General features: G+C 49.4%; 23 protein-coding genes. 11 read left to right on the forward strand and 12 right to left on the reverse strand.

All coding sequences use genetic code 11. From position 1 onward, the window contains the following. Positions 1 to 978: 978 nt before the first annotated feature. From ABUL11_RS05400 to ABUL11_RS05410, 3 genes are all read right to left on the reverse strand, one after another. Complete coding sequence (locus ABUL11_RS05400; protein WP_350282845.1) at positions 979 to 1,689, reverse strand: SIMPL domain-containing protein; 711 nt, start codon at positions 1,687 to 1,689, stop codon at positions 979 to 981. Positions 1,690 to 1,820: 131 nt separating this feature from the next. Continuing rightward, a complete protein-coding gene (locus tag ABUL11_RS05405; protein ID WP_350282846.1) occupies positions 1,821 to 2,177 on the reverse strand; it encodes a YraN family protein in 357 nt (118 codons plus the stop codon). A gap of 41 nt (positions 2,178 to 2,218) precedes the next feature. Then, a complete protein-coding gene (locus ABUL11_RS05410) occupies positions 2,219 to 4,012 on the reverse strand; it encodes an ABC transporter ATP-binding protein (RefSeq protein WP_350282847.1) in 1,794 nt (597 codons plus the stop codon). Positions 4,013 to 4,197: 185 nt separating this feature from the next. Here ABUL11_RS05410 and rsmI point away from each other — a divergent pair, with 185 nt between their 5' ends. Beyond that, positions 4,198 to 5,070, forward strand: a complete 873-nt coding sequence (gene rsmI, locus ABUL11_RS05415) for a 16S rRNA (cytidine(1402)-2'-O)-methyltransferase (protein WP_350282879.1) — start codon at positions 4,198 to 4,200, stop codon at positions 5,068 to 5,070. A 33-nt stretch (positions 5,071 to 5,103) separates the two neighbouring features. On the opposite strand, the gene ABUL11_RS05420 is transcribed toward rsmI, so the two are convergent. Genes ABUL11_RS05420 through ABUL11_RS05430 form a run of 3 tightly spaced genes read right to left on the reverse strand, consistent with a single transcriptional unit; the run spans position 5,104 to position 7,070 of the window. Further along, the gene (locus tag ABUL11_RS05420) at positions 5,104 to 6,558 is read right to left on the reverse strand and encodes a putative sulfate exporter family transporter (RefSeq protein ID WP_350282848.1); all 1,455 of its coding nucleotides are present in this window, start codon (positions 6,556 to 6,558) and stop codon (positions 5,104 to 5,106) included. Between the two features lie 30 nt (positions 6,559 to 6,588). Continuing rightward, a complete protein-coding gene (locus ABUL11_RS05425; protein ID WP_350282849.1) occupies positions 6,589 to 6,867 on the reverse strand; it encodes a DUF5395 domain-containing protein in 279 nt (92 codons plus the stop codon). Between the two features lie 2 nt (positions 6,868 to 6,869). Beyond that, complete coding sequence (locus tag ABUL11_RS05430) at positions 6,870 to 7,070, reverse strand: hypothetical protein (protein ID WP_350282850.1); 201 nt, start codon at positions 7,068 to 7,070, stop codon at positions 6,870 to 6,872. 761 nt (positions 7,071 to 7,831) lie between these two features. Between ABUL11_RS05430 and ABUL11_RS05435 the strand changes: the two genes are divergently transcribed. Beyond that, on the forward strand, positions 7,832 to 8,530 hold the full coding sequence (locus ABUL11_RS05435) for a hypothetical protein (protein WP_350282851.1): 699 nt from the start codon (positions 7,832 to 7,834) through the stop codon (positions 8,528 to 8,530). Between the two features lie 96 nt (positions 8,531 to 8,626). Continuing rightward, a complete protein-coding gene (pyrC, locus tag ABUL11_RS05440) occupies positions 8,627 to 9,676 on the forward strand; it encodes a dihydroorotase (protein ID WP_350282852.1) in 1,050 nt (349 codons plus the stop codon). Positions 9,677 to 9,703: 27 nt separating this feature from the next. On the opposite strand, the gene ABUL11_RS05445 is transcribed toward pyrC, so the two are convergent. After that, positions 9,704 to 10,960: a sensor histidine kinase gene (locus ABUL11_RS05445; RefSeq protein WP_350282853.1), complete on the reverse strand. Its 1,257-nt coding sequence runs from the start codon at positions 10,958 to 10,960 to the stop codon at positions 9,704 to 9,706. A 5-nt stretch (positions 10,961 to 10,965) separates the two neighbouring features. Continuing rightward, on the reverse strand, positions 10,966 to 11,652 hold the full coding sequence (locus ABUL11_RS05450; RefSeq protein ID WP_350282854.1) for a response regulator transcription factor: 687 nt from the start codon (positions 11,650 to 11,652) through the stop codon (positions 10,966 to 10,968). Between the two features lie 509 nt (positions 11,653 to 12,161). On the opposite strand from ABUL11_RS05450, the gene ABUL11_RS05455 reads away from it, so the two are divergent. After that, positions 12,162 to 12,344 carry a hypothetical protein gene (locus ABUL11_RS05455; protein ID WP_350282855.1) on the forward strand — a complete coding sequence of 61 codons (183 nt, stop codon included), beginning with the start codon at positions 12,162 to 12,164 and terminating at the stop codon, positions 12,342 to 12,344. Positions 12,345 to 12,382: 38 nt separating this feature from the next. Beyond that, a complete protein-coding gene (locus tag ABUL11_RS05460) occupies positions 12,383 to 14,596 on the forward strand; it encodes a TonB-dependent receptor (RefSeq protein WP_350282856.1) in 2,214 nt (737 codons plus the stop codon). Positions 14,597 to 14,771: 175 nt separating this feature from the next. Here the strand turns inward: ABUL11_RS05460 and mnmH are convergent, their stop codons facing one another. Together mnmH and selD are read right to left on the reverse strand one after the other, a co-directional pair. Then, positions 14,772 to 15,932, reverse strand: a complete 1,161-nt coding sequence (mnmH, locus tag ABUL11_RS05465) for a tRNA 2-selenouridine(34) synthase MnmH (RefSeq protein WP_350282857.1) — start codon at positions 15,930 to 15,932, stop codon at positions 14,772 to 14,774. Further along, positions 15,925 to 16,974: a selenide, water dikinase SelD gene (selD, locus tag ABUL11_RS05470; RefSeq protein WP_350282858.1), complete on the reverse strand. Its 1,050-nt coding sequence runs from the start codon at positions 16,972 to 16,974 to the stop codon at positions 15,925 to 15,927. The genes mnmH and selD overlap by 8 nt, the downstream gene beginning before the upstream one ends. Before the next feature lie 196 nt (positions 16,975 to 17,170). Between selD and abc-f the strand changes: the two genes are divergently transcribed. The 3 genes from abc-f (at position 17,171) to ABUL11_RS05485 (ending at position 19,902) form a co-directional block, all read left to right on the forward strand. Then, entirely contained in the window at positions 17,171 to 19,111 is a 1,941-nt protein-coding gene (gene abc-f, locus ABUL11_RS05475) for a ribosomal protection-like ABC-F family protein (protein ID WP_350282859.1), read from the forward strand. 104 nt (positions 19,112 to 19,215) lie between these two features. After that, on the forward strand, positions 19,216 to 19,542 hold the full coding sequence (locus tag ABUL11_RS05480) for a c-type cytochrome (RefSeq protein ID WP_396956576.1): 327 nt from the start codon (positions 19,216 to 19,218) through the stop codon (positions 19,540 to 19,542). 33 nt (positions 19,543 to 19,575) lie between these two features. Further along, entirely contained in the window at positions 19,576 to 19,902 is a 327-nt protein-coding gene (locus ABUL11_RS05485; protein ID WP_350282860.1) for a c-type cytochrome, read from the forward strand. Between the two features lie 67 nt (positions 19,903 to 19,969). On the opposite strand, the gene ABUL11_RS05490 is transcribed toward ABUL11_RS05485, so the two are convergent. After that, positions 19,970 to 20,407, reverse strand: coding sequence for a DUF1841 family protein (locus ABUL11_RS05490; protein WP_350282861.1), 438 nt, complete (start codon positions 20,405 to 20,407; stop codon positions 19,970 to 19,972). A gap of 258 nt (positions 20,408 to 20,665) precedes the next feature. On the opposite strand from ABUL11_RS05490, the gene ABUL11_RS05495 reads away from it, so the two are divergent. Beyond that, complete coding sequence (locus ABUL11_RS05495; protein WP_350282862.1) at positions 20,666 to 21,484, forward strand: DODA-type extradiol aromatic ring-opening family dioxygenase; 819 nt, start codon at positions 20,666 to 20,668, stop codon at positions 21,482 to 21,484. 194 nt (positions 21,485 to 21,678) lie between these two features. Here ABUL11_RS05495 and ABUL11_RS05500 read toward each other — a convergent pair whose 3' ends face one another. Continuing rightward, entirely contained in the window at positions 21,679 to 21,927 is a 249-nt protein-coding gene (locus tag ABUL11_RS05500) for a transposase (protein WP_350282863.1), read from the reverse strand. A gap of 532 nt (positions 21,928 to 22,459) precedes the next feature. Between ABUL11_RS05500 and rimP the strand changes: the two genes are divergently transcribed. Beyond that, a complete protein-coding gene (gene rimP / locus ABUL11_RS05505) occupies positions 22,460 to 22,891 on the forward strand; it encodes a ribosome maturation factor RimP (protein ID WP_350282864.1) in 432 nt (143 codons plus the stop codon). 52 nt (positions 22,892 to 22,943) lie between these two features. Further along, positions 22,944 to 24,416: a transcription termination factor NusA gene (nusA, locus tag ABUL11_RS05510; protein WP_350282865.1), complete on the forward strand. Its 1,473-nt coding sequence runs from the start codon at positions 22,944 to 22,946 to the stop codon at positions 24,414 to 24,416. Positions 24,417 to 24,422 lie beyond the last annotated feature (6 nt).

Genomic DNA, 24,422 nt, shown 5'->3' on the forward strand with positions numbered 1-24,422 from the left:
TTGATGAACACTTTACTTTAACCAAATAGCCTCCTCGATAGTCGGGGCGGTTCAGAGGGCGTCCTCCACCCGACGCCGAGAACGCCTTCTCTCAGGCAATAATCGAAGGTCCTCTGCATGTCTGCAGAGCCGCCGCCAGGTCTTATGTGAATTCTGAAGACGTACATTGACTTTCTGTTGTTCAACATTTTTCAGTAAGATTCTGAATTAAAAACTTCATGGATGAGATATTGCAATCTTTTGTTCTGATTACACCTTGCTCATTCGGTCGGCTTCGCGGCAGCCTGCTGCCCTGATCAGGAGGAAAACAGCTTCCTTGAAATTTCAGAAATGAGGTTTCAGGTATTCTGCTGCGTTTGAAATTGATCTTAATCAACGAGCAAAAGAAGAATTATCTGTTTATTACGATGAGAACAATGGTGACTGATATGTGAACAACCAGAATCCTGATCCTGGATGATCCTCCATATTGAAGTTATTGGCGCGTATGCCGACCACTCCGAGGTTTCCATCTGTCAGCTGTTACCAGGATTGCTCGATATCTTCTGACAGATTGTGTTTGATGGTGGTGTAAGCGTCGAGTGGTATGTTTAATGAATGCGGCGTTGATTAGGCAATCCATCACTTCATCAACTGCATTTTTGGTCCATTCGATGTCGTTTTCCCGCCTGTCGGAAATCAGGATCGTATCGAAGCGGCAGGGAAAACCATCGTTTTGTCCAAACAAAATCGGTGTCCTTTTTTACATTTGCAAATTCAGCCGATGCCATAGGTGGTCGGTTGCGATGAAAGATTAGACCGTTGTCAATTGCAATTTGGTAACGCCATCTATATTAATTTTTTGTCGAGTTATTCATAGGCCGTACGCATCTCGCATGGCAAGTCAGCTTTCAGGGGTTAGACCAATTGCTATAGAAAGACGCAAGGCTACTTCTGGCGTGACACGACTGGAACTATTGAGATAGTTGTTTCACTGCCCTAATCAGCCAGATAGTATTCAACCGTTGATACCACTCTTATTTTTTTGAGATATGGAGTGTTAGTATCACGATCTTCTATTGTAAATTGACCCTGATTTGCCCTTTTCAGCTTGCCTATTTGGCTTTTTGCATCAGAGGCAAATTTTTCTGCCGCTGCTCTGGCATTCTGCGTTGCCTCTTCGATCATCGCCGGCTTGATATCATTCAACTTTGTGAAGAGGAATTGTGTTTGCTGGTTGTATTCATTCCCGCTGAGCGCGATCCCTTTTTTTCCGAGTTCGGCCACATTACCCTGCGAAGCTCTTACCCTGTCAATTTTGTCTGAATAAACGGTAATCACCTGCGTAGCCGCATAACGCATGGATACTTCCTGGCTGCCATACTCCCGTGCAAGCTTGTCTGTTACGACCGGGGCTGTCGCTGTAATTTCTTCCCTGGTAAATCCGGAAGTCAGTAAGTAGGAAATGATTTGCTGCGTATTCGCCTCCATGGAGGCATAAAGATCCGTCAGATCATTACTTGCGGCTGTGAAGCTGACCGGCCAAACGGCAACATCCGCTGGTATCTCTTGCTCTGCCAGCCCTTTGACAATCACTACCCGTTCATATTCCTTGAAGCGAATCACACTCGAACTGATAATCAACCCCATTGCTATCAGTCCAGCGCAGACAAATGCTCCGAGGATAAATGCCGATCGTTGTTCGTTCATTATATAACTCCTTGTATTCCGGCTACCGATCTGTCATTCAGTATACACATCCCATGTTCCTGCGATCACGGCAAAAAGAGGATCAATAAGTTTACCAATGGGTAGAGCAGGGTGCCTGATTTGGCAGCTCATCAGCTCTCGTCAAACGCATTTTGTATCCATTCGATATTATTTTCCCGTGTACTGGAAATCAGAATCGCATCGAAGCGGCAGGGAAAATCGCCCTTGTGTTCAGCCAGGTAGTGCCGGGCGGCACGTGTTAACTTGAGCCGCTTGGCGGCGGTGATGCTGGCGGCTGCGCCACCAAACCGATCACTGGAGCGCATCCTGACCTCGATGAATACTATCGTATCGCCCTCTCGCATAACCAGATCGATTTCACCGAAGCGGCAGCGATAATTCCTTTCAAGTAATGTCAGTTTCTGCTGCTGGAGAAAGGTTGCTGCTCGTTGTTCGGCATCACTGCCTTTATTTCCTGTAGATGCCATGATGGGGTAGCGAGCTGTGCAGACGTGATAGCCGATGTTGTCTAGTTTGAAGCATTGCGACCAGCCTGTTCTCCGGTTTGCACTTGCCACAGATTGGCGTACAGACCGTTACGCGACAGGAGTGCCTCGTGTGTGCCTGTTTCCACTACTTCACCCTTGTCCAGTACATAAATGCAATGAGCATTACGGATGGTAGAAAGACGGTGTGCAATCACAATGGTGGTGCGGCCAATGGTAATCCGTTCCAAAGAACGCTGGATGGCAGCTTCTGTTTCATTGTCCACTGCTGAAGTAGCTTCATCGAGTACCAGCACTGGCGGATTCTTGAGAACAGCCCGGGCAATCGAGATACGCTGCCGCTGGCCACCGGAGAGTTTCTGCCCGCGTTCGCCTACGATGGTCTGATAATTATCCGGCAGTTCCATGATGAAATCATGTGCCTCGGCTGCTCTGGCTGCGGCGATAACGTCTTCCATGCTGGTACTAGACGAACCATACGCGATATTTTCATACACCGTGCCGTGGAACAGATAAACGTCTTGGCTGACCAGGCCGATCGATTTGCGTAAATCGTGCAGGCGCAAGTCACGGATATCGTGACCATCCAGCAGGATGCGCCCTTGCTGCGGCTCGTAGAAACGAAGCAGCAGTTTGACCACTGTACTTTTACCGCTGCCGGTCGCTCCGATCAGTGCAATTGTCTGGCCGGCGTGAACGGTCAGGGAGAGGTGGTTCAGTGTCAGTGCTCGCCGTTCATAGCTGAAGCTGATATCGTCAAAAACGATTTCGCCGCTGACCTGCGCAACGGGGAGTGTTTGCGGCCCGTCTGTAATGGTCGGTTGAGCCTGCAGCAAATCCAGCACACGATGGGTGGAGGCCATCGCGCGCTGGTACAGATCAAGTGTTTCCCCCAGGCGGGTGAGCGGCCACAGCAGGCGCTGGGTCATAAATACCAGAATACTGTATGCGCCGACATTGAGTTCGCCGCCAGCAGCCATTAGCCCCGCTGCAACCATGATGGCGCTGAAACCAAGTGCGATTACCATACGGATGATCGGTACAAAAGCAGCACTGAGGGCAATCGCGTGCTGATTCTTTTCCTGATAGATCTGGCTTTCGCGCTCGATCTGGCGCAATTCGTACGGTTCAGTCGTATAACTTTTGATGGTGGCAATTCCACCTAGATTATTGGACAGGTAACTGTTCAGAATACTGACCTGTTCGCGGACGGCCATATAGCGCGGAGCAATGCGTTTCTGGAACAGATAGGAACCGGCTACGACGAATGGCATCGGTAATAACGCCATCCATGCCACGCTAGGTGTCAGATAGATGAACATACCGCCTACCGTGATGACGGTGGTCAGGAGCTGGATGAGATCATTTGCTCCGACATCCAGGAATCGCTCCAGCTGATTGATGTCATCGTTCAGGATCGCCATCATTCCGCCGGTGCTGCGTGCTTCGAAGTAGGCCAGCTCCAGTTTCTGAACATGATCATAGGCATTCAAGCGCAACGTATGCTGGATATCTTGCGCCAGGTTACGCCAGCAGAGCTTGAGCAGATATTCCCAGATGGATTCGAATCCCCAAACGATGAGGGTGATCGTAGCCAGTATCCAGAGCTGGGTCGAAACCTCCGGAAATCCCAGCTGAGCAAATACGGAAGATTGCTGATTGACGACGATATCTACCGCCATCCCTATCAGTACGGGTGGTGCCAGATCGAACAGTTTATTGAGAATCGAAAATAACGTGGCCAGCCAGATGCGGCCGCGAAAAGTGCGGCCGTAGTGCAGCAGGCGAATCAGTGGAGCGGATGAATGATTGGACATAAGAACGGTGGTTGGTTTGAATTGGGATTGAGCAAATCAGAAAGATCGGAAGCGGTATGGAACAGCCCCATCTGTTTTACCGGCAGCATCCGGCATATTGGAAAAAGCGGGGCAACTGCCGTATAGTGCGTCCACACCCGCCGGAAAACACCGGGATCAGCCATTTTCAGTCAGGGCCACGAAATATGCCAACTGCTGCAGGAGTATCCAAAGGGACATTATATGTGGTTGGCACCCCCATCGGGAATTTGCGCGACATTACCCTGCGCGCGCTGGAGATATTGTCTGCAGTCGACTGCATTGCCGCCGAACACATCCAGCATGCGCAGAAGCTGCTGGCAGGACATGCTTTGCACACTACACATACTCGAATCATGCCGTTACATCAGCATAATGAAGGCAGTGCGGTGGAGAAAATCATCGCACTGCTGGAGAGCGGCAAATCAGTAGCCCTGATTTCCGATGCCGGTACGCCGGCTATCTCCGATCCGGGCGCTTTGCTGGTGCAGCAGGTACTGGCGCAAAACCTCCCGGTCGTGCCCATTCCTGGCGCCAATGCGGCGTTGTGTGCCTTATCCGCATCCGGTCTGATTGCGCCGCATTTTTTCTTTTATGGATTTTTACCGGCAAAAAGCGGAGAGCGCCAGCGCAAGCTGACCGGTTTGAAAACGCTATACGCCTGTACCCTGGTTTTTTATGAAGCACCGCACCGTGTACTCGAATGTGTTGTGGATATGGTTGCCGTATTGGGTACCACCCGTGAAATTACGTTTGCCCGTGAACTGACCAAGCTATTCGAGACGATTCATACCTGTGCTCTGGGAGAAGCGCTGAACTGGCTGCAGGCCGATGCAAACCGGCTGAGAGGCGAGTTCGTTCTGCTGCTGGCGCCGGCAGAAGAACCCGGGCAGGAGGACATTAGCCCGCAAGCTGTGCATACGCTTGCTATCCTGCAAAGAGAATTGCCTTTGAAACAGGCAGTGCAACTGGCTGCAGAAATTACCGGTGAAAGCAGAAAAAAACTGTATGCCCGGGCACTGCTGGAACAAAAAGTATAGGAAATTTACTTGATTTGTTTTTACACAGTTCTCTCAGACAACAGGCGGCATCATGCCGCGATGAAATATCCATGCGACACCGTAAGCAATCGGTGCAATGATGCCGAACAGTGCAATTGCATAGAGCAGTGCCAGCTTGCCCATTCCTTTGAGCTTACTGAAGTCGGTGATGATGCCGATGCTGATAAAGGTGAGCATGAACATCATGTTACGCATTGGCCCCTCGACTGCGGCAGCAGCTGTATGCAAGGTTTCAGCGGCTTCTGATCCGCTGGAGGCGAGCATGATGTATAAAAACCAGACCAAGAGATAACCCAGTACAAATTTCGGGAACCGGTGCCAGATTTCCATCAGTCCGATTTTGGACTGGCCGGGTTTGCGTTCTACTTTATATACCCACACCAGCGCCAGAACGAAGGCCCAGACACCGATAAACATATCGATCCAGATTTTCGTAGTCAGTGATGCCATCAGAATCCAGCCTTCTTTCCATACAATGCCCAGGTTGGCCTCGGCGTTCGCCCGCATCAATTCATCCAACATGGCTCCGGCAGCTGCATCAGCACCATCAGTCTTGACTGTCAGCCCCAGAGCAGAGCCGTTGACGATAGGCTGCTCCGGTGCCATTGCCGTATAAAACCCCGGCAGGATGATGAGTTCGAACATGGCAAAGATCACGACCAGGATCGAAACAAACACCGGGAGTATCGGGCGGGCCCGAATGGCACCCGCGGTGGCGATGGCAGCAGATATGCCGCAGATGGAAATGCCGGAAGAAAGGACCGCGGCGGCATCACGTGATAAATGGAATACTCTGCGGCCAAGGGCGTAGACGATTGGCCAGAACAGCATGTAGGCGACAAAGGTGGCGGCAACCCCGGTCATGACCAGTTCTGTAATGAAACCGGCTGCTTCGATGGACATGACACCGATTTTGATACCCAGGAATACGATCGCTGTTTTGATGAACCATTCGGGTTTTGCTGCTTCGTTGAGAAACCTGGCGGTATTTTTGAAGAAGTTGCCGATGATGAGCCCGATCAGCAATGCCAGCAGGTAAGAGAAACCACTGCCGAGAGACAATCCCCAGGACAGGCCATATTTATCCATTTCATAAACAGAGGCCTTGAAATGAGCTTCATTGCCGATGATCCAGATGACCCAGGTCATGACGAAAAGAATGCTCCAACCGATAAAAAACTGTTTCAGGTCAAATTTCATCGACCATGCTGCTAGACAGGTCAGGACAGTAAAAACCAGGTAGGTTACCAGTAACGACAACACCGGATGCCATTCCGGCCCACCACTGGATTTCAATACACCTTCGAGGGAAAATTTTCCCCATACCCAGGTTTCGGGTTTTGCCATCCAACCGGTCAGTTCCCATCCCCAGAGCGAACTGACGCTCGCCATGAACATGATCAGCCCCAGCCAGACTGCCCACCAGTCTTCCGTTCTTGCCATACCCGAATACCATTTGTTATTCATTGCATTCATTTCTCGCTTGTTTCCTTGTTTTTATTGCACCGCTGATACGGGTGATTTCAAGTCCAGACGGATGTAACGGTTGAAGTAATGGTAGGCGTATTGGCGTATCCAGGCAGGAATGCAGCTATGATCGAAAATCATGAATACCGTCACGCAGCTATTTTCCGGAAATAATTGCCTGTCCAGCAGACACCTGATCAGATCCTGATCCAGTTTCGCCAGGGTTAGTCCGCCAGCTTCGAAATTCTGGTGGTATGCGATCCACTGGATCCCATCATGTATCAACCGAACTTCCAGATCAGCTTTCATTTTTATCCCGGAAGCAGGAACCAGTCCACCAGAATACCTAGGATGATCAGTGCCGCGATACCGATGCCGATGCTCCACAGGCACAGGCTGGTTTCCCAGCTTTCCCAGGGCTCGGGCTCTCCTAGCACGGATTGGTCGGGTAATAAACTGCTCATGTCATTTTCGAGAGACTGATCGTAAGTCTTTTTATCTGGATCATTCATCGTCGTTCTCATATAGAAAGGGAAAGTATTCTTTATTGAAAGGGTTCATTTCATTCACACTTGATCGGGGTAAGTTTCCAGATTTTCCGGGAAGAACGATCATCCTGTTCCGCCGGATATGCGTTTGATTCACAAATATATCTCTTGCACTGGCCAAAGATGTAAGGTGAAGTTATCTTTCAACCTTATCACAAATAATCTCGTATCCGGAAACGAAAGAAGCTTGTTTATGGATCATCCTGTTTCTGAATAGAGTAGTGCAGCTTGAATGAGGCTGAAACGGGATGATGATACTCTGATGGCAGCGTATTACATGAAAATACGAACAAAGTCAGGCGGAACCAGATTTATTCCGATTGATTACCGGAGAAGTTCGTTCAGTCCGGGATGGATAGTTGACAATGATTCTCATTATCTGCTATTTTCCGGAAAAATTGGATTTGCATATAAATGTTTTTACTTCAGTCGGCTGATTGGCTGAAGTTTTAAGTTTTAGATAAATTTCTTTTCTCTGGCCAGGAAAGCATCTTCTGGTTTTCTACCCGGCCAACATTTCTGCCAGCTTTTGCCAGCCTCGTGTTTCGTATTGCCAGGAGTCAGTATTTGGTTGCCAGCCAGACCCTGTTTCAGGTCCGCCAGCTCTGAGTGGGAACCTCTGCACGAATCCTTCATGAGCCGTCCATGTGGGATTCGTGCAGAGGTTCCTTAAAAATCCGTCAGTACATGTCGTGCTGTCAGTTTAATTTCAGGAGCGTAATCGTATGTTGTCTATATGCAGAATCATCATCAGTTTCTTGCTGGTTTGCCTGAGTGGTCAGGCTGTTGCCGATATTTCCAATAGCCCGAATCCTTATGATCCTGGAAATGGTTTCGATACGCCGAACGAAGCCGGCTGGGGAGGTTGGATGCGAGGGAGTGCAAATACGCTTTATGCCGAATGGGATACCATTTCTGATGCCAGCTATGGCGCTGATAATGATCGAACGGCTGCCCCCGATGTGGGTACCCATAACGTAGCCGATACTTATCTCAGCTGGAACCCGGGCGTTTTTGTCACCAGCACGGGTAATCTTATTACTCCCAGTGTAGTGCAAGAATTCTTCATTCGTATATTGCCCGTATCTTTGTTCAGCGGCCCGCTCGTCGTTGCATTGCAGGTCGAGATGTGGGGAGATGAGCCTGCTGCTCCTCTGCTCAATGGCCTGGCTGCATCCAGCTGGACCAGGACTTTTACGGGCACTTCCGTGACCGATCATGAATTGAACCAGTATCTTGGGCTATGGCATTTTGCCAACGCAGTGAATGATTTCGAGTTTGATCTTACAAACCAACCATTTATATCGCTTGCACAAGTGGCGGTGGATATTGCCCAAGTATCGGAACCGCATATGCTGGCTATCATGCTGACCGGCCTGATTCTGATTGGATCGATGACACGGTACCGCAGCAGCTCAGCCTGAAGAGCGAAGTCTGCGAGATGTTCCAGATTCCATGACGTATGGCACCCGGATGACATATAGTGGCTGATTCTTACCCTGAATCAGCGAGGAAACAAATTGAACGATACAGCAGACAAGCTGACTTTTACTCGTCCGGATGACTGGCATCTGCATTTGCGTGATGGCAATGCCATGCAATCAGTGCTGCCTGATACCGCCAAGCGTTTTGCACGCGCTATCATCATGCCGAACCTCAAGCCGCCTATCGTGACGACCGAGCAGGCGGCTGCCTATCGTGCCCGTATTCTGTCTGCTTTACCGGCTGAACTGACCGGGCGGTTCGAGCCATTGATGACACTATACCTGAAGGATACGACTTCACCCGAAGAAATTACCCGGGCCCGGGCAAGTGGTATCGTGCAAGGCATCAAGCTTTATCCTGCCGGGGCGACTACACATTCTGATGCGGGTGTCACGGATATTGCACGCTGTGAAGCTACGCTGGAGAAGATGGAAGAGCTCGACATGCCTTTACTCGTGCATGGAGAAGTGGTCGATCCTGCAGTGGATGTTTTCGACCGGGAAAAAATTTTCATTGATCGGGTACTGACGCCGCTGCTGCAACGCTTTCCCGGATTGCGAGTGATATTCGAACATATCACCACCAGAGAGGCAGTCGAGTTTGTACAGGCGGTTCCAAACCGGATTGCTGCCACGATTACCGCACACCACCTGATACTGAACCGGAATGCCCTGTTTACCGGCGGATTGCAGCCGCATCATTACTGTTTGCCGGTGCTGAAGCGGGAAGTGCACCGTCAGGCACTGCTGGAAGCGGCGACCAGTGGCCATTCCAGATTCTTCCTTGGTACCGACAGCGCACCACATCCGGTCAGAGACAAAGAATCAGCCTGTGGGTGTGCGGGTATTTACAGTGCCCATGCAGCCATTGAATTTTATGCCGAGGTATTTGAACAGGCAGGCCGGCTCGATCGACTGGAAGCTTTTGCCAGCTTTCACGGCCCTGATTTTTATGGCTTGCCGCACAACAGTGACCGGATTTCCCTAATCAGGGAAAGTTGGCAGATCCCGGAACAGGTCGAATTGGGTGAAGAAAAATTGATACCGCTCAGAGCAGGGGAACAAGCTCGCTGGAAACTGGCATGACCCCCTGTCGATCGGGCACCGGGAGGATCAGCGAAAGGTGAGTGTGGCTTTGGTGCCACCGGCTTCCAGACTGTCGATATCTAAGTGCCAGCCCAGATGGGCGCATGCTCGGGCAATCAGTTCGAGCCCGATACCACCGGCTGCAGCAGAGCCAGCGCGTGCAAGTTGTGTGTAGATACGACTGCGTTCGCTTTCTGAAACACCATGCCCGGAATCCTGAACGGTGACTCCGGAACTGGTAGTCATCACACGAATCGTACCGTGCTCACTGTTTTCAATTGCGTTGCGGATGAGATTGCCAATAGCGGCACTTGCAATCTGGCGAGGAGCATGGATTGAACAAGGAGGAGTCGTGATAATATCGAAAACCAGTTCCTTTGAGCCAGCCAGCAGCCGGTGATCCTGGACAATAGCGGGTACCAGCTCGGCCAGATCAACTAGCTCCATCATCGATTGCAGGCGTGCAGGATCTCTTGCAAAGGTGAGGAGAAGGGTGATCAGATTCTGCATTTCGTGAGCTGTTGCCAGGATGCGACGCAGGTGTGTTTCAGTTGAACGCTGTGACACAAGGGGGTCGAGCGCTACCTCGGCGGTGCTTACAACTACAGCAATCGGGGTGCGCAATTCGTGACTTGCCATACGGATGAACTTGCGCTCGCGCTCCACGAAATCATCGATCCGCATGAGATAGGAGTTGAGCCCTTCAGCAATGACTTGGGCTTCTTTCGGTGCATGTGGTTCAACCTGTACACGTTGCCCGTTCCGGTCAGGTGATAGTTCTGCAATCGCGCGTGCAAGGCCGCTCAACGGCCGTACCAGCCGCCTGGCACCGAAAATTGTGACCAAAACAAGTACGCATACCAATACAGTTGAAGATCCGAGAATCATCCAGATGAGTTGCTGTTCTGCCTTTTCTATATCCGTGATGTCCAATGCCATCACACTGCGATCTGGGCCAGCGCCATCCACAAGCACGACGAATTGCTTTTTTCCGAAGGATATTTCGTCATGGATTCCGTGTGCCAGGTCAAATTCTGCAGGAATGGGTGTATCGCTACCTCTTCCAAAAAGTTGGAGCAGATCTGTGTCGGCCCATTGATAACCAGAATCGGTGAGCTGACGTTTCTGGAAATGTTCGAACTCGCTCTGTAGCAGTGACTCCCAGATAAGGCGCTCTACATTTTCGTTCACGATCACGCCATGCGTCGCTACTCCAAGTGAGAGTAATAACGTGTACATCAACATCCCCAGTGTGACCTGTCGTTTCAGACTTGTGGTGGGCATCAGTCCTATTCCTGTACAGCAAGGCGATAACCGACACATCGAAGTGTATGCAGCAGTTTTTCTTCCTGTTCTCCATCGATAGCCCGCCGGAGCTCATACATATGTGAGCGGAGTATATCGCCTTCCGGTAGCTCGTCTCCCCAAAGTGTTTCTTCGAGTTTGGGGCGAGAAACTACTGACGGGCTTGCGCGCATCAGTACTTCCAGAAGCCGTTTCTCGCTTGCGGACAGTTGTATCTGCCGTGATCCGCGCCATATGTGCTGAGTGTCCAGATCGAATGAAAGGTCGCCTACAGTGAGCTTGCGTCTTCTGCCACGACTTCGGGCAAGCAGTGCTTCGAGGCGTACTTCGAGCTCTAGGAACGCGAATGGTTTGGTCAGGTAGTCATCGGCCCCCGCTCTGAATCCAGAGATCTTGTCAGCGAGATCGTCGCGGGCGGTCAGTATGAGGATGGGTATGTGGCAATCCTGCGCACGCAGGGTACGGATAACATCTACCCCTTCCTTTGTCGGCAGTCCCCAATCGACGATCAGCGCATGGTAATCCCCTTGTTGGGCAAGCGTAAGACCTGCAAGCCCATCCTGGGCTGCATCCAGCAGGTATCCTCTCGGTTCCAGGTAGGCGAAGAGGTTGGCAACGAGACTGGCATTGTCTTCGAGGATGAGGATACGGGCTTGAAAAGAAGGATTCATGGTTTATTTCGGGTGTTACTGACAAAACGACGACATTTTAGTTTGTATCATATCAAAAATACGAACGATTTCTGTTTATGTTTATGTTTATGGTGTTGATATGGCGGAGAGTGCCGTGGGCTGATTGTTCTGTGCAGAGTGTGGAGGATAAATCATGAGTCCCAGACTGGGTCATCTTTGTTCCTTATGAAAATTCTGGAAGCTGATTCACACAGGTGGATTGAAGGTGAGGTAATTTTTAGAGAGTTGATTGTGTGCGGAACGGCCATCATGTTGCATGGGAGTCTGAGATGATCATGCTTAGATAGGGTTTTGTCCTGATGGAACAGCCTGTGATGATTCATATGACCTGTGATCGTTGTGCAGGGGTACTAGGAAAAAAGCGCTTCGCTTCATGAGAAAAATACTTCCTCGGTACTTCGGCATTTCGTGCCATTACTCTTTACCAAACACCGAAAAAAAACAAGGCATCTGATGCGATCCGGTTAAGAGTGAAATAAACGATCAGGATGAAAAATGCAGATGTATGTGTTGTGCATTTCTCCGGTATTCCTGGCGGTAAGGAAGAGCACGCATCCGGTCCAGCGGAGGGTGATTCAAAAACAGAAAGTATTCAAATGAAAAATAATGATTATCGTTTGATCGATACCCATATTTTCTTAGTGTTGACTATTTTTATAACAAAAATTTGATTTTCAACTGATTCATTTTAATTTAAGGGGGATTGAAAATGGCAAAGGTATCTTCTCGTTCCTGGAAGACATTTCCGATTAAACCCGCTGTATCCGCGTTGGCACTGGCTTTCGGTGGGGTGGCACATGCCAGTGAGCCTATCCCGTTACCTGAAATCAAGGTCAAAACAGGAAAAACCAGTGAAAGAAGCAATGAATACAAGGTAGATAAATCTGCCAGCCAGAAATTTACTGCGCCACTTATCGATACACCCAAATCGATCACTGTCATTACCGATGAAGTCATCAAGGACAGTGGTTCACTGACATTTCAGGATGCGTTGCGGACAACACCGGGGATTACTTTTGGTAGTGGTGAAGGGGGTATTGCGACAGGTGATCGCCCGTTCATTCGCGGATTCGATGTTTTTTCATCGATTTATGTGGATGGTTTGCGTGATCTGGGTACGCAGACACGTGAAATATTTGCAGTCGAACAGATGGAAGTACTGAAAGGTCCGAGTGGCAGTTTCGATGGAAGAGGTTCTGCAGGGGGAAGTATCAATATCGTCACCAAGCAGGCGCGGGCGGGCAACTTTGTCAAAGGTTCTGCCGGTCTCGGTACTGAAAAATTCAAGCGTGGGACGATCGATGGTAATTACACGATTGGAGAAAATGTTGCTGTCCGTCTGGTAGGGATGGCACACAAAGCGGATACCCCGGGACGTGATGGTGTTGATGTCGAGCGCTGGGGGTTGATGCCTTCCATTACTCTGGGGCTGAACACGCCTACCAGTGCCAACCTCAGCTGGTATCACTTTGAAACGGATGATAAGTCGGATTGGGGAGTTCCATTTATTCAGAATGCAGCAAACGGTGGTATCCCGGAAGGGAAGCCGGCGGGCTCAAGAAGTGCCTGGTATGGCGTTAAGGGCCGGGATTTTCAGGATACTTCAGCCGATATCGGTACATTCAAGATTTCGCATGCATTCAGTGACAATCTAGTCGTCCGCAATACTACGCGCTATAGCATCACGACCAATGAATTCTTCGTTGGGCGCCCCAACATCAGCAGCGCTCAGTTTGCAGCAGGTTTTGTGGACAGGAGTGCTTCGAGAAACCGTGGTACCAGAACCGAGACGGTTGCCAATCTGACGGATGTATCGTTCATTTTTGATACCGGTTTCATCAAACATAGTTTGAATGTCGGTTTCGAAGTCAGTTGGGAAGATTACCGGAATCGTACCTATGCCGGTGGTGCGATTACAAACCCGGCTGATCGTCTGGCGCCACTGGGTAATCCTGATTCATCAGTTGCGTTCGACCCCGTCACCCGCAACCCGTATCCCAGTGCAGAAATAGAAGCCCATAACAAATCGGCTTATGTATTTGACAGTATGGAGCTGACAGAAAAAATACTGCTCAATGCCGGTGTTCGATTCGATAATTATCAGGTCGACTTGCAGAATCGCAATGCCAGTACCGGTGCCAATACGACTTCTTTCAAGCAAAACAAAAGTTTCTTCAACTATCAGGTAGGGGCTGTTTATAAGATGCAGCCTAATGCGAACATTTACGCAGCCTTTGCCACATCCTCCTCACCTGTCGCCTTGTCCATGGGAGATTTTGGTTATGCGGGGGGTGCTTTGGCTGCCAATACAGAGAGTTTAAAACCGGAACGTACCGAAACTTATGAAGTCGGTACCAAATGGCATGTATTACACGATCTGGCGCTGACTGCTGCAGTGTTCCATACGATCAAAACCAATGCACGCGTCAACGTGGGCCCCTCTATTGAGAATGCGGGCAGAGCGGTGGTGAACGGTTTTGAAATTGGTTTTGCAGGTAATGTGACTGATAAATGGAATGTATTCGGGGGGTATACCTTCCTCGATGCGGAACAGACCAGGGTGGGCGACAGCACCGACCAGAATGCAGTTGGCTCAGCCAGTACCAAAGGTAAACAATTGCATGGTACTCCCAAGCATGCTGCCAGCTTCTGGACTACCTACAAGGTGCTGCCACGTGTAACGTTTGGTGGGGGGCTATTCTATACCGGCAAGGTATATTCCGACCCGAGCAATAATGGTTATCTCCCGTCCTATGTGCGTTTCGACCTGATGGCAAAATATAATATCAGCCAGAATCTGGACGTGCAGTTGAATGTTCAGAATCTGACGGACAAACGTTATTTCAATACGACTTATTTCCGCCACTATGCTATACCGGCGCCGGGACGTGTTGCATTTGTCAACCTGAACTTCAAATTCTGAGGTCGTATGGTAGGCGGATAAGTATTCTATCTGTCGGGTGAATACAGACCTGAGGAATCTCTGAACAATCTCTGCGGGAATTTACTTCCGCAGAGATTGTTTTTTAGCTGGGACCAGATGATGTATCGCCGTTTGGTTCAATCCAATATCTCGTGTTTGCAGACTATCCGGGGTTCTATATTCTACGAGCCTGAAGATGATCCATTACAGCCTGCCTTGATCCCTTGAAGCACGGGTTTACCCGGCGGCGTTGCAGTGATCCGAGATACAGCGGGTCATAGTAGTATCTCACCAGTTTTTCGATCCAGATTTTGTTCGACTGAATTTCATTTTTGTTCTCAAAGTCGGATCGTGCATTTTCCAGATCTCCTGACACTTTCTGAAATCTGTCTCCTCCCAGTTTTTTGCTGATTGCCTGCAAGGCAGCGGCGTATTTGTCGAATAGCTGTATTGCCTGCTGATACGGCGTTTCCCGCGTTTCAACCGCTGAAGCCAGTAGCGGGACCATTTGCCGGATTCGTTGTGCCTGACCGATCGGGGTGGTGAGAATGTAATCCTCGAAAATGTTCTCTACTCGGGTGGCAAGGGGTTCATCCACCCAGATGATTTCCGAGTTGCGCAGATGATTGAAAAAACTGTCGGGTAAATATACTTTGCCGGTATGCCGGCTTTCATCTTCCACGATTACCGGCACGGATGGGCTATTTCGTTCCAGCCTGAGCAGGTTGACGGCCAGGTGATTTTCAAAATCGATTTGTGAGGGCTGAGGACTGGACATTCCGCCGAAGGCGGAGCCGCGATGCTGGGCGATGGCTTCGATATCGAGGACTGGATGATTGTTGCTGATATCGTGGATCAGCCGGGTTTTGCCGCTGCCCGTCGGTCCGGTAATCACCAGCAGTTTGCGATGTTCACTGAACCGGTCGATAGTACTGATTAAGAATTGTCTTGCCCGTTTATAACCGCCGGTGATCAGGGGTCTGTCAACGTCGGTATTTCTCAGCCATTGTTGCGTGATCTGTGAACGCTTGCCTCCGCGGAAACAATACAGTACGGCTTGAGGGTACTGATGGATGAAATCGAGCCATTGCTGCAGGCGATTTTGTTTGACTGAACCCGAAACCATCTCGTAACCCAATTTGACGGCTGCTTCAGAACCTTGTTGCTTGTAGGTGGTGCCAACGAGTGCGCGCTCTTTATCGTTGAGAATAGGCAGGTTGACCGCGCCGGGCAGAGATCCTTGCGTGAACTCGACGGGTGCACGCACGTCGATCAGCGGTGTGTCCGCAATGAACAAGGTTGTCAAGTCATCGATGCCGATGTCTGGATTACGCAAACCGTACTGCTTTGTCTTGACGGGGATAAACGGTTCCCACTATGACGGCGGACGGGAACCGGTTGTGTAAAGCCTGCAGCATGGCCTGACTGGTTTCAGGTGCCACACTCAGCAGTAAACCGCCGCTGGTTTGCGGATCATGGATCAGTAGTTTATGCAGTGCATCCAGTGCTGAATCGTCAACGTGTGGTGTGGTGTATTCCGCGTTCGTGCGGTGTGCTTTGGTCAGGCAACCGTTTTCCAGGCAGTGGAATGTCTTGCCAAACCGGGGAAGATTGCCGGTTTCGATGTGCAGGGTGACATCACTGGCATTCGCCAGTTGCATGGCATGGCCGGAAAAACCGAATCCCGTGATGTCGGTGGCGGCGTGAATGGATGCCTGTAAATCCGGCGATATGCAGTCAATGACATTATTGAGGGTTGTCATACCGTCGAGCGCTTCGATGATATCTTCCTCACGCAGTTGCTGTCGTTTTACTGCGGCTGTCATGGTGCCTGTTCCCAGCGCCTTGGTCAGGATCAGGTGATCTCCGGGTCTGGCACCAGCATTGGTCCATACCCGATGTGGATCGACAAATCCGGTGACTGACAGGCCAAATTTCAGGGTGTCGTCGTCGATTGAATGGCCTCCAACGAAATTGGCTTCGGCTTCGGCAATCTTGTTGCTGGCGCCTTGCAGAACATCGACGATGACATGTTCGGGCAGCGCCGCCAGCGGAAATGCCAGAATACCCATGGCGGTCATCGGCCTGCCGCCCATGGCATAAACGTCGCTGAGCGCATTGGCAGCAGCGATTTCACCGAAAAGCTTCGGGGTATCGACGATTGGCGTGAAGAAATCCAGCGTCTGTACCAGGGCGGTTTCTTCATTGACCCGGTAAATGGCGGCATCATCGAAATACCGGCCATCCACCATCAGTGCGGGATGTGCAGCCGGGAAACCGACTTGCTGCAAAATCCGGCGCAGTTCCGTTGCTGCTACCTTGGCAGCACATCCACCTTTCTGTACCGTCTGGGTCAGTGCAATTTTTTCTGAATGCATGATTGTTCGAAAGGGAAAGCGTTTTTGAGAGAAAGAAGGTATAGGGAATGAGGTTGATGTGTCAAATACTCCGGGCGTACCGACTCATGGCAAATTCAGCAGAATTGCGGTTGTCTGCCGGCGAGTTGAAGCCTCTCAGCCGGGACGGTATATAATAGTGCAAGGTTTGCCCTGTCTCGTTATCAATAATTCTGCCATGCCACTTCTTACACTCGACAACGCTTGTCTGGCTTTTGGTCATCATGCTTTACTCGATCATGCCGTGCTTCAGCTCGACCCGGGTGAACGGATCGGGCTGATCGGGCGCAATGGTGCTGGTAAATCCAGTTTATTACGCGTTCTGGCAAATGAGATCAAGCTGGATGATGGACAATTGTGGGTGGCACCAGGGATGAATGTTGCCTACATTCCGCAGGAACCGACGCTGGATGAAAGCGCATCGGTATTTGCCGAAGTGGCACGCGGCCTGGGTACGCTGGCACAGACTCTGCTGGATTATCATAAAGTTTCCCACGCACTGGGAGAGGAGGGAGCTGATACCGAAGCACTGCTCGATCGCATGCAGCATTTGCAGAGGGTGCTGGAAGCCCAGAATGGCTGGAGTCTGCATCACAAGGTGGAAACAGTGATCAATCGGCTCGAACTGCCGGAAGACGCCATTGCAGGTACATTGTCAGGGGGAGCCAGAAAACGGGTGGCGCTGGCACGGGCACTGGTTGTATCACCAAACGTGCTGTTACTGGATGAGCCGACCAATCATCTGGATTTTTCTTCCATCGAATGGCTGGAAGAAACACTACAGAATTTTCCCGGCAGTGTGATTTTCATTACCCATGACCGGCGTTTTCTGGATAACGTGGCGACCCGTATCGTTGAACTGGATCGCGGTGAGCTGAAAAGTTTTGCCGGTAATTTCTCTGCATATCAGCAAAAGAAAGCTGAATTGATGGAAGTCGAAGCAGTTCATAACAGAAAATTCGATAAGGTACTGGATCAGGAAGAAGTCTGGATACGCAAAGGCATTCAGGCCAGACGCACTCGTAACGAAGGCAGGGTGAGAAGGCTGGAAGCACTGAGATTGGAGCGTGCTGCCCGACGGGAGCGGATCGGTGATGTCAATTTCCGAGTGGATGCCGGGCAGCATTCCGGGCAGCTGGTCGCGGAACTGGAGCATGTGACCAAACGTTTCGGAAATAAAACTGTCATTCAGGATTTTTCCTGCCGCATCATGCGGGGGGATCGTGTCGGATTGCTGGGCCCCAATGGTGCTGGTAAATCTACTCTGCTGAAACTGATACTGGGCGAATTGCAGCCGGATAACGGAACGGTTCAGCTGGGAACCCGTTTGTCCATTGCCTATTTTGACCAGTTGCGAGAACAGCTGAATGAAGATATGACGCTGGTCGATTCCATCAACCAGGGCTCGGAGTTTGTTGAAATCGATGGTAAGCGCAGGCATGTCATCAGTTATCTGGAGGATTTTCTGTTTCCGCCTCAGCGTGCCCGATCACCGGTGAAATCCCTGTCTGGTGGCGAACGCAATCGGTTGTTGCTCGCTCGCCTGTTTACGCGCCCGGCCAATGTGCTGGTTCTGGACGAGCCTACCAATGATCTCGATATCGAGACACTCGAATTATTGGAAACGTTATTGCAGGGCTATACCAGTACACTTTTCCTGGTCAGCCATGATCGTGCCTTCATTGATAATGTGGTCACTCAGGCCATTGTATTTGAAGGAAACGGGTATTTACGTGAATATGCAGGCGGCTATCAGGAATGGCTGCAATCCAGATCAGCTACGAAATCAATCCGAAAAGAGAACAGTAATTCTCCCGTGCTGACAGTTGGGTCCGGTCAGATCAGGAAAGACAAATCATCCCCCCCTGCCGGTTTGAGTTATCAGGAGACAAATGAGCTCGCAGCATTGCCGGGGAAAATCGATGTACTCGAACAGGAGCAGATCGTGGTTACCCGAAAACTGAGTGATCCTGCACTTTACAAGAATAACCATAATGCAGCAATGGAATTGAAGGCGCGTGCTGCAGCGCTGGAAAAGGAGCTTTCGCTGTACTATGTCCGCTGGGAGGCGCTGGAACATAAGCAGGCCATGGCAGAATCGGCCCGTAAGAAGAACTAGAAAAATAAATTTCCTTATACACAACAGGGACATAGCGATAGGCTTCATTGACTAAACGACCCCCATCGTTTAAAGTTCGCTTTTTTTGAGAGGAGGATGCAAAAGTGAAGAAGGCAGCAGCCGTTAAACTACTTATCGCTTCTGGCATGATTCTGTCGTTTTCCGGCATGGCAGATGCAGCCGGGAATGCTGATTCGGTCCAGAGCAAAATTGTCATGTGCCAAGGTTGTCATGGTATAGAGGGATACCGTACTGCATACCCACATGTTTATCATGTGCCGAAATTGGGCGGGCAACATTCAGTTTATCTGGTCAAAGCACTGAAAGATTACAGATCCGGAGAGCGTAATCATCCAACTATGGTTGGTATTGCAGGAACACTTTCCGATGAGGATATTGATGCGTTGGCTGCTTATTACGCCGGTAATTGATCATTCTTCTTAATCCAAGGGATATAAATAAATATGAAAAGCTATTTGGTGGCCGCAGTCAGCGGGTTAATATTTCTTTTATCGGGACAGGTGATCGCAGCGGATATTGAGGCCGGGAAAAAGAAAGCAGAGGAGATATGTTCGTCCTGTCACGGTTTGGATGGCAACAGTCCAGCCCCGATATTTCCGAAAATTGGCGGCCAGCCCAGAACCTATATCGAGAAAGTATTGAAAGATTACAAATCAGGGGTACGTAAGGATCCGGTCATGGCCGGTATGGCAGCGACCTTGAGTGCGGAAGATATCGACAATCTGGCATTTTACTATTCCGGTCAGTCAGGACTGCAGGTCAAGAGATAACAGCTTCCGTTACTAAACGGAAACTGAGGAGCGGAGTGTGGCCCCGGGGTGGAGCACACTCCGTTTTTTATTTGTTTCCGATGTATTTATCCATACATTCAAGGTAAATATTGGTATCGGGCGCAGTCTGATTGCGCTGTGAATGCCAGAGCATCTCTGCCAGGCACTCCATTACGTAGTGCATTGCCTCGTGTTCGTCTCCCTGCAATCTGGCTTTCAGTTGCTCGAAACGTTCCGAGATGCCAACAGGTTGATCAATGGCCAGTTGCTCGTGGATGGCGACATGCATACTCATGTGCAGAAAGGGATTCGTCTCGCCCAGTTCAGGCGGAAAGTCTTTGTCGAGATAACGTTCGATATCCTGCAGCATGGAATGATATTCCGGGTGCTGCAGAATGACTTCCAGCGCAATGGTTTCCAGGCCGGATAACGGTTCTTTTCGATGATATTTCTGCCAGGTATCGAAAAACAGCCGGCGTGCCTGATCTCTCGATGGATTGAACATTATCGTAAATTCTGTAAAGGGTGATACCAGAAGATAACAAGACAATTCTGCTGGCATCATACACTGAAGAAAACATGATTTCCGGTAAAGGTGGAACTGCACAATTTCAACTGGTTCATGATTGGTGCATGAACACCCCGGCTCCGTTTTTTCCTTCTCTGATTTGATCGGTAGGTTTGAAGTGCTTACCTTTCCTGATCGATGGAGTACACTAAACTAGCGACACTCGTATTTTCTGTCAACGGATGGTTTTTAATGATGCGTCGGGTATTACAAGCACTTGCGCCCGTTTTATTTTTACCGCATGGTGGCGGGCCGTTACCTGTTCTGGGTGATAGGGGGCATGAGGAGATGGTTTCCTTTCTGAAGGAAATTGTGACCAAGCTGGGTGAACCATCAGCAATTCTGGTTATCAGTGCCCACTGGGAAGAGGAACAGGCAACGATAACGAGCAATAGTCAACCCGGAATAATCTATGATTATTATGGATTTCCTGCCGCGGCCTACGAAATTCAATATGCAGCACCTGGACATCCCGGACTGGCGAATGAAATTTATACACTATTAACAGCAAATGGTATTCCGGCGAGACTCGATGAACAACGCGGTTTCGATCACGGAATGTTCATACCGCTCAAGCTGATGTTTCCACAGGCTCAGATTCCATGTGTCCAGTTGTCGTTATTAAATAACCTGAATCCCCGAATGCATATCGCACTTGGCAAAGCCATTGCCGCTTTGCGAAGCAGAAATATTCTGATCGTTGGTTCAGGTATGTCATTTCACAATTTGAAAGCATTTTTCTCGAATACGATTGACAGCAGTAAAGCAAATGAAGCATTTGATTCCTGGCTGATCGAAACATGTACCTATCCGGAAATTCAGCCGGAAGTGCGTGAACAGCGGTTGATCGAATGGGAAAAGGCACCTTTTGCCCGGTTTTGTCACCCGAGAGAGGAACATTTATTGCCATTGCATGTTTGTTATGGCATTGCTAGTGCTGATACTCCCATAGCACGGACTGTATTCAACGGGAAGATTATGGGTAAAAAAGTGACGAGCCTTCTTTGGCAGTAGGGTGCTGGTTACTGACTGATTGAATTTACGGGTTGGAATATACGAGTCCAGTATCATTAAATCGGAAATATGTTGCGGATAAGAATACGGGCTCTAACCGTTTGTCCGGATTCTTGCAGACACGCATAACCGACAACCTAGCTTGCCTAACTCGTCGACTATTCCCCACCTTGCCGACAGTGTCGGTTTTCGGTTCAGAAACATTCTTGATCGCTACATTCTCCAGCGCCAGACCCGCTGTACATGTGCTTGAGCCTGGCGTTCTCAGCTTCCAGCTCGCGTAATCGCTGCAGCTCAGATGCTTCTTGTACACCGGAGTACTTGTGGGAGTACGTGCGATTGTTAATGTCGTGCTTGCGGCACATCCCCGCCACAGACATACCTGTTTCGCCTTTTTTCAGTATCGCAACGATCTGATTTTCTATAAATTGGCTTTTCTTCATGATAAACAGGTCGTTGTTAAATTCTTTTATTTGTGTTTAATGCATTGTTTGATCAATGTGACAAATTGTCGCAGCTAAGGCATTGGCAGTATTTCCTGAGTCAAATTTCAGGATGATCGATGATAAACGTGGGAGTTTTTATGGGTCGATAATTGCCTTGCAGCTATGGGAATGTATGAGGGTTCGATAGTCAATGCGACAATTTGTCACATTGACCTTGAATCAGGAAAAAATAGAATGTTTATGATTGATTTCGGGGCAGTACAGAGAATTGCGATATTCCCGCTTCGATTTCATTGTCTGAAATTTTAAAAATAAATGACTTTATCTGTTGCGTAAGGGGCTGGTGCCTCTGTTTATGTTGGTGGGATAAATCGTACACAATTGGATTTTTAAGAGAAAATTCTGATAACCTATTGGAAACATTGGGGTAATATAAATTTCTGTTTTTATGGGCTGTAATACTTGCTATAATGATAAGCATGGTTTTGAAGGTGGGCTGGTTAGCCCATTTTTTATTTGTGGTGAGACTATGTCATTGTTTGAGCTGCTCGAACCAACGATTGCGGGCATGGGATATGAGCTGGTCGATATCGAGCAGTCTGCTCCCGGGAGGTTATTGCGGATATTTGTGGATAAGCAAGGGGGATCGATAACACTCGACGACTGTGTTGTCATCAGTAATCATTTGAGCCAATTGCTGGCGGTCGAGAATATCGATTATAACCGGCTCGAGGTTTCTTCGCCGGGTCTGGACAGACCATTGAAGAAAAAGGCTGATTTTATCCGCTATATAGGGGAATCAGCGCGGATCAGACTGCGGATTGCCTTGCAAGGGCAAAGAAATTTTGTGGGGACATTGACTGAAATGAATGATGATGTCCTGACATTGAATGTCGATGGAAGGTTGTTGCTGATTGAATTGAGAAATCTGGAAAAGGCTCGGCTGATTCCAAAATTGTGATTCTGGTAGATCTGACGATGGGTTTGAGGTTGAAAAATAGGGCTGGAGGAATATGAGCCGCGAGATTTTACTGTTGGTCAATGCTTTGGCGCATGAGAAGAATGTAGATAAAAACATTGTTTTTACCGCACTCGAAATGGCGCTGGCTTCTGCCGCCAAGAAACATACCCGGGATGATATTGATGTGCGGGTCTCGATTGATCGTGATACCGGTGGATTTCATTGTTTTCGCAGATGGCTGGTCATTACGGATGAGCCGGTGGAGCATCCTGAGCGACAAATCACGTTGAGTGAGGCTGTAGAGCGCGATCCACAAGCTGTTCCGGGGGAATATATAGAGGAGCCGATGGAAGATGTCACTTTTGACCGGATTGGTGCGCAAGCTGCCAAACAGGTTATTTTCCAGAAAATACGTGATGCTGAGCGTGAGCAGAATCTGAGTGATTTTCTTGATCGCGGGGAATATCTGGTTTACGGCGTGATCAAGCGTATGGATCGTGGAAATGCAATTATCGAGTTTGGTAAGATCGAGGCAGTTCTGCCGCGTGATCAGATGATTTCACATGAAAATTTGCGTATGGGTGATCGTGTCCGTGCCTATCTTTTGAGAATCGATCGATCGGTGAGAGGGCCTCAACTGGTATTGTCCAGGACTTCATCGGCATTTCTGGTCAAGCTGTTCGAACTTGAAGTTCCCGAGATAGAAGAAGGGATTCTGGAAATTAAAGCGGCAGCGAGAGACCCTGGCTCCAGAGCAAAAATAGCGGTCAAATCAAATGACAGTCGTGTGGATCCGATTGGTACCTGCGTGGGTATGCGTGGTTCAAGGGTACAGGCGGTTACCAGTGAGCTTGCTGGTGAGCGAGTGGATATCATTCAATGGTCAGATGATCAGGCCACGTTTGTCGTAAATGCTTTGGCACCCGCTGTGATCAGCAGTATCGTGGTGGATGAAGAGAAGCATTGTATGGATATCGTGGTGGATGAGGAGAATCTGGCTCAAGCCATCGGACGGGGTGGACAGAACGTCCGGCTGGCGTCGGAGTTAACTGGCTGGCAGCTCAATATTATGACTGAGGAAGAATCTCAGGAAAAAACTGAAGAAGAGGCCGCTTCCATTTGTGAATTGTTCATGGAGAAACTTGATGTTGATGAAGACGTCGGGCGTATCTTGGTGGAAGAAGGTTTCTCTACTCTGGAAGAGGTTGCCTATATCCCGATTGAAGAAATGTTGGAAATACAGGAGTTTGATCGTGAGACAATTGAGGAGTTACGTAACCGTGCCCGTAACGCCCTGTTGACGGATGCCATTGCGACAGAAGAAAAAATTGGTCATGCCTCCGAAGCGCTTCTTACCCTGGAAGGAATGGATATTGAGTTGGTGCGTGAACTGGCGGCAAAAGGGATCAGTACTCAGGAAGCACTTGCCGATCTGGCGGCAGATGATCTGGTCGAATTGACAGGTATAGACTTTGAACGTGCAAGTAAAATTATCATTAAGGCACGTGAACCCTGGTTTGCATAATTCCCA

This window comes from Nitrosomonas sp., from assembly GCF_040256045.1.
GTDB lineage: Bacteria > Pseudomonadota > Gammaproteobacteria > Burkholderiales > Nitrosomonadaceae > Nitrosomonas.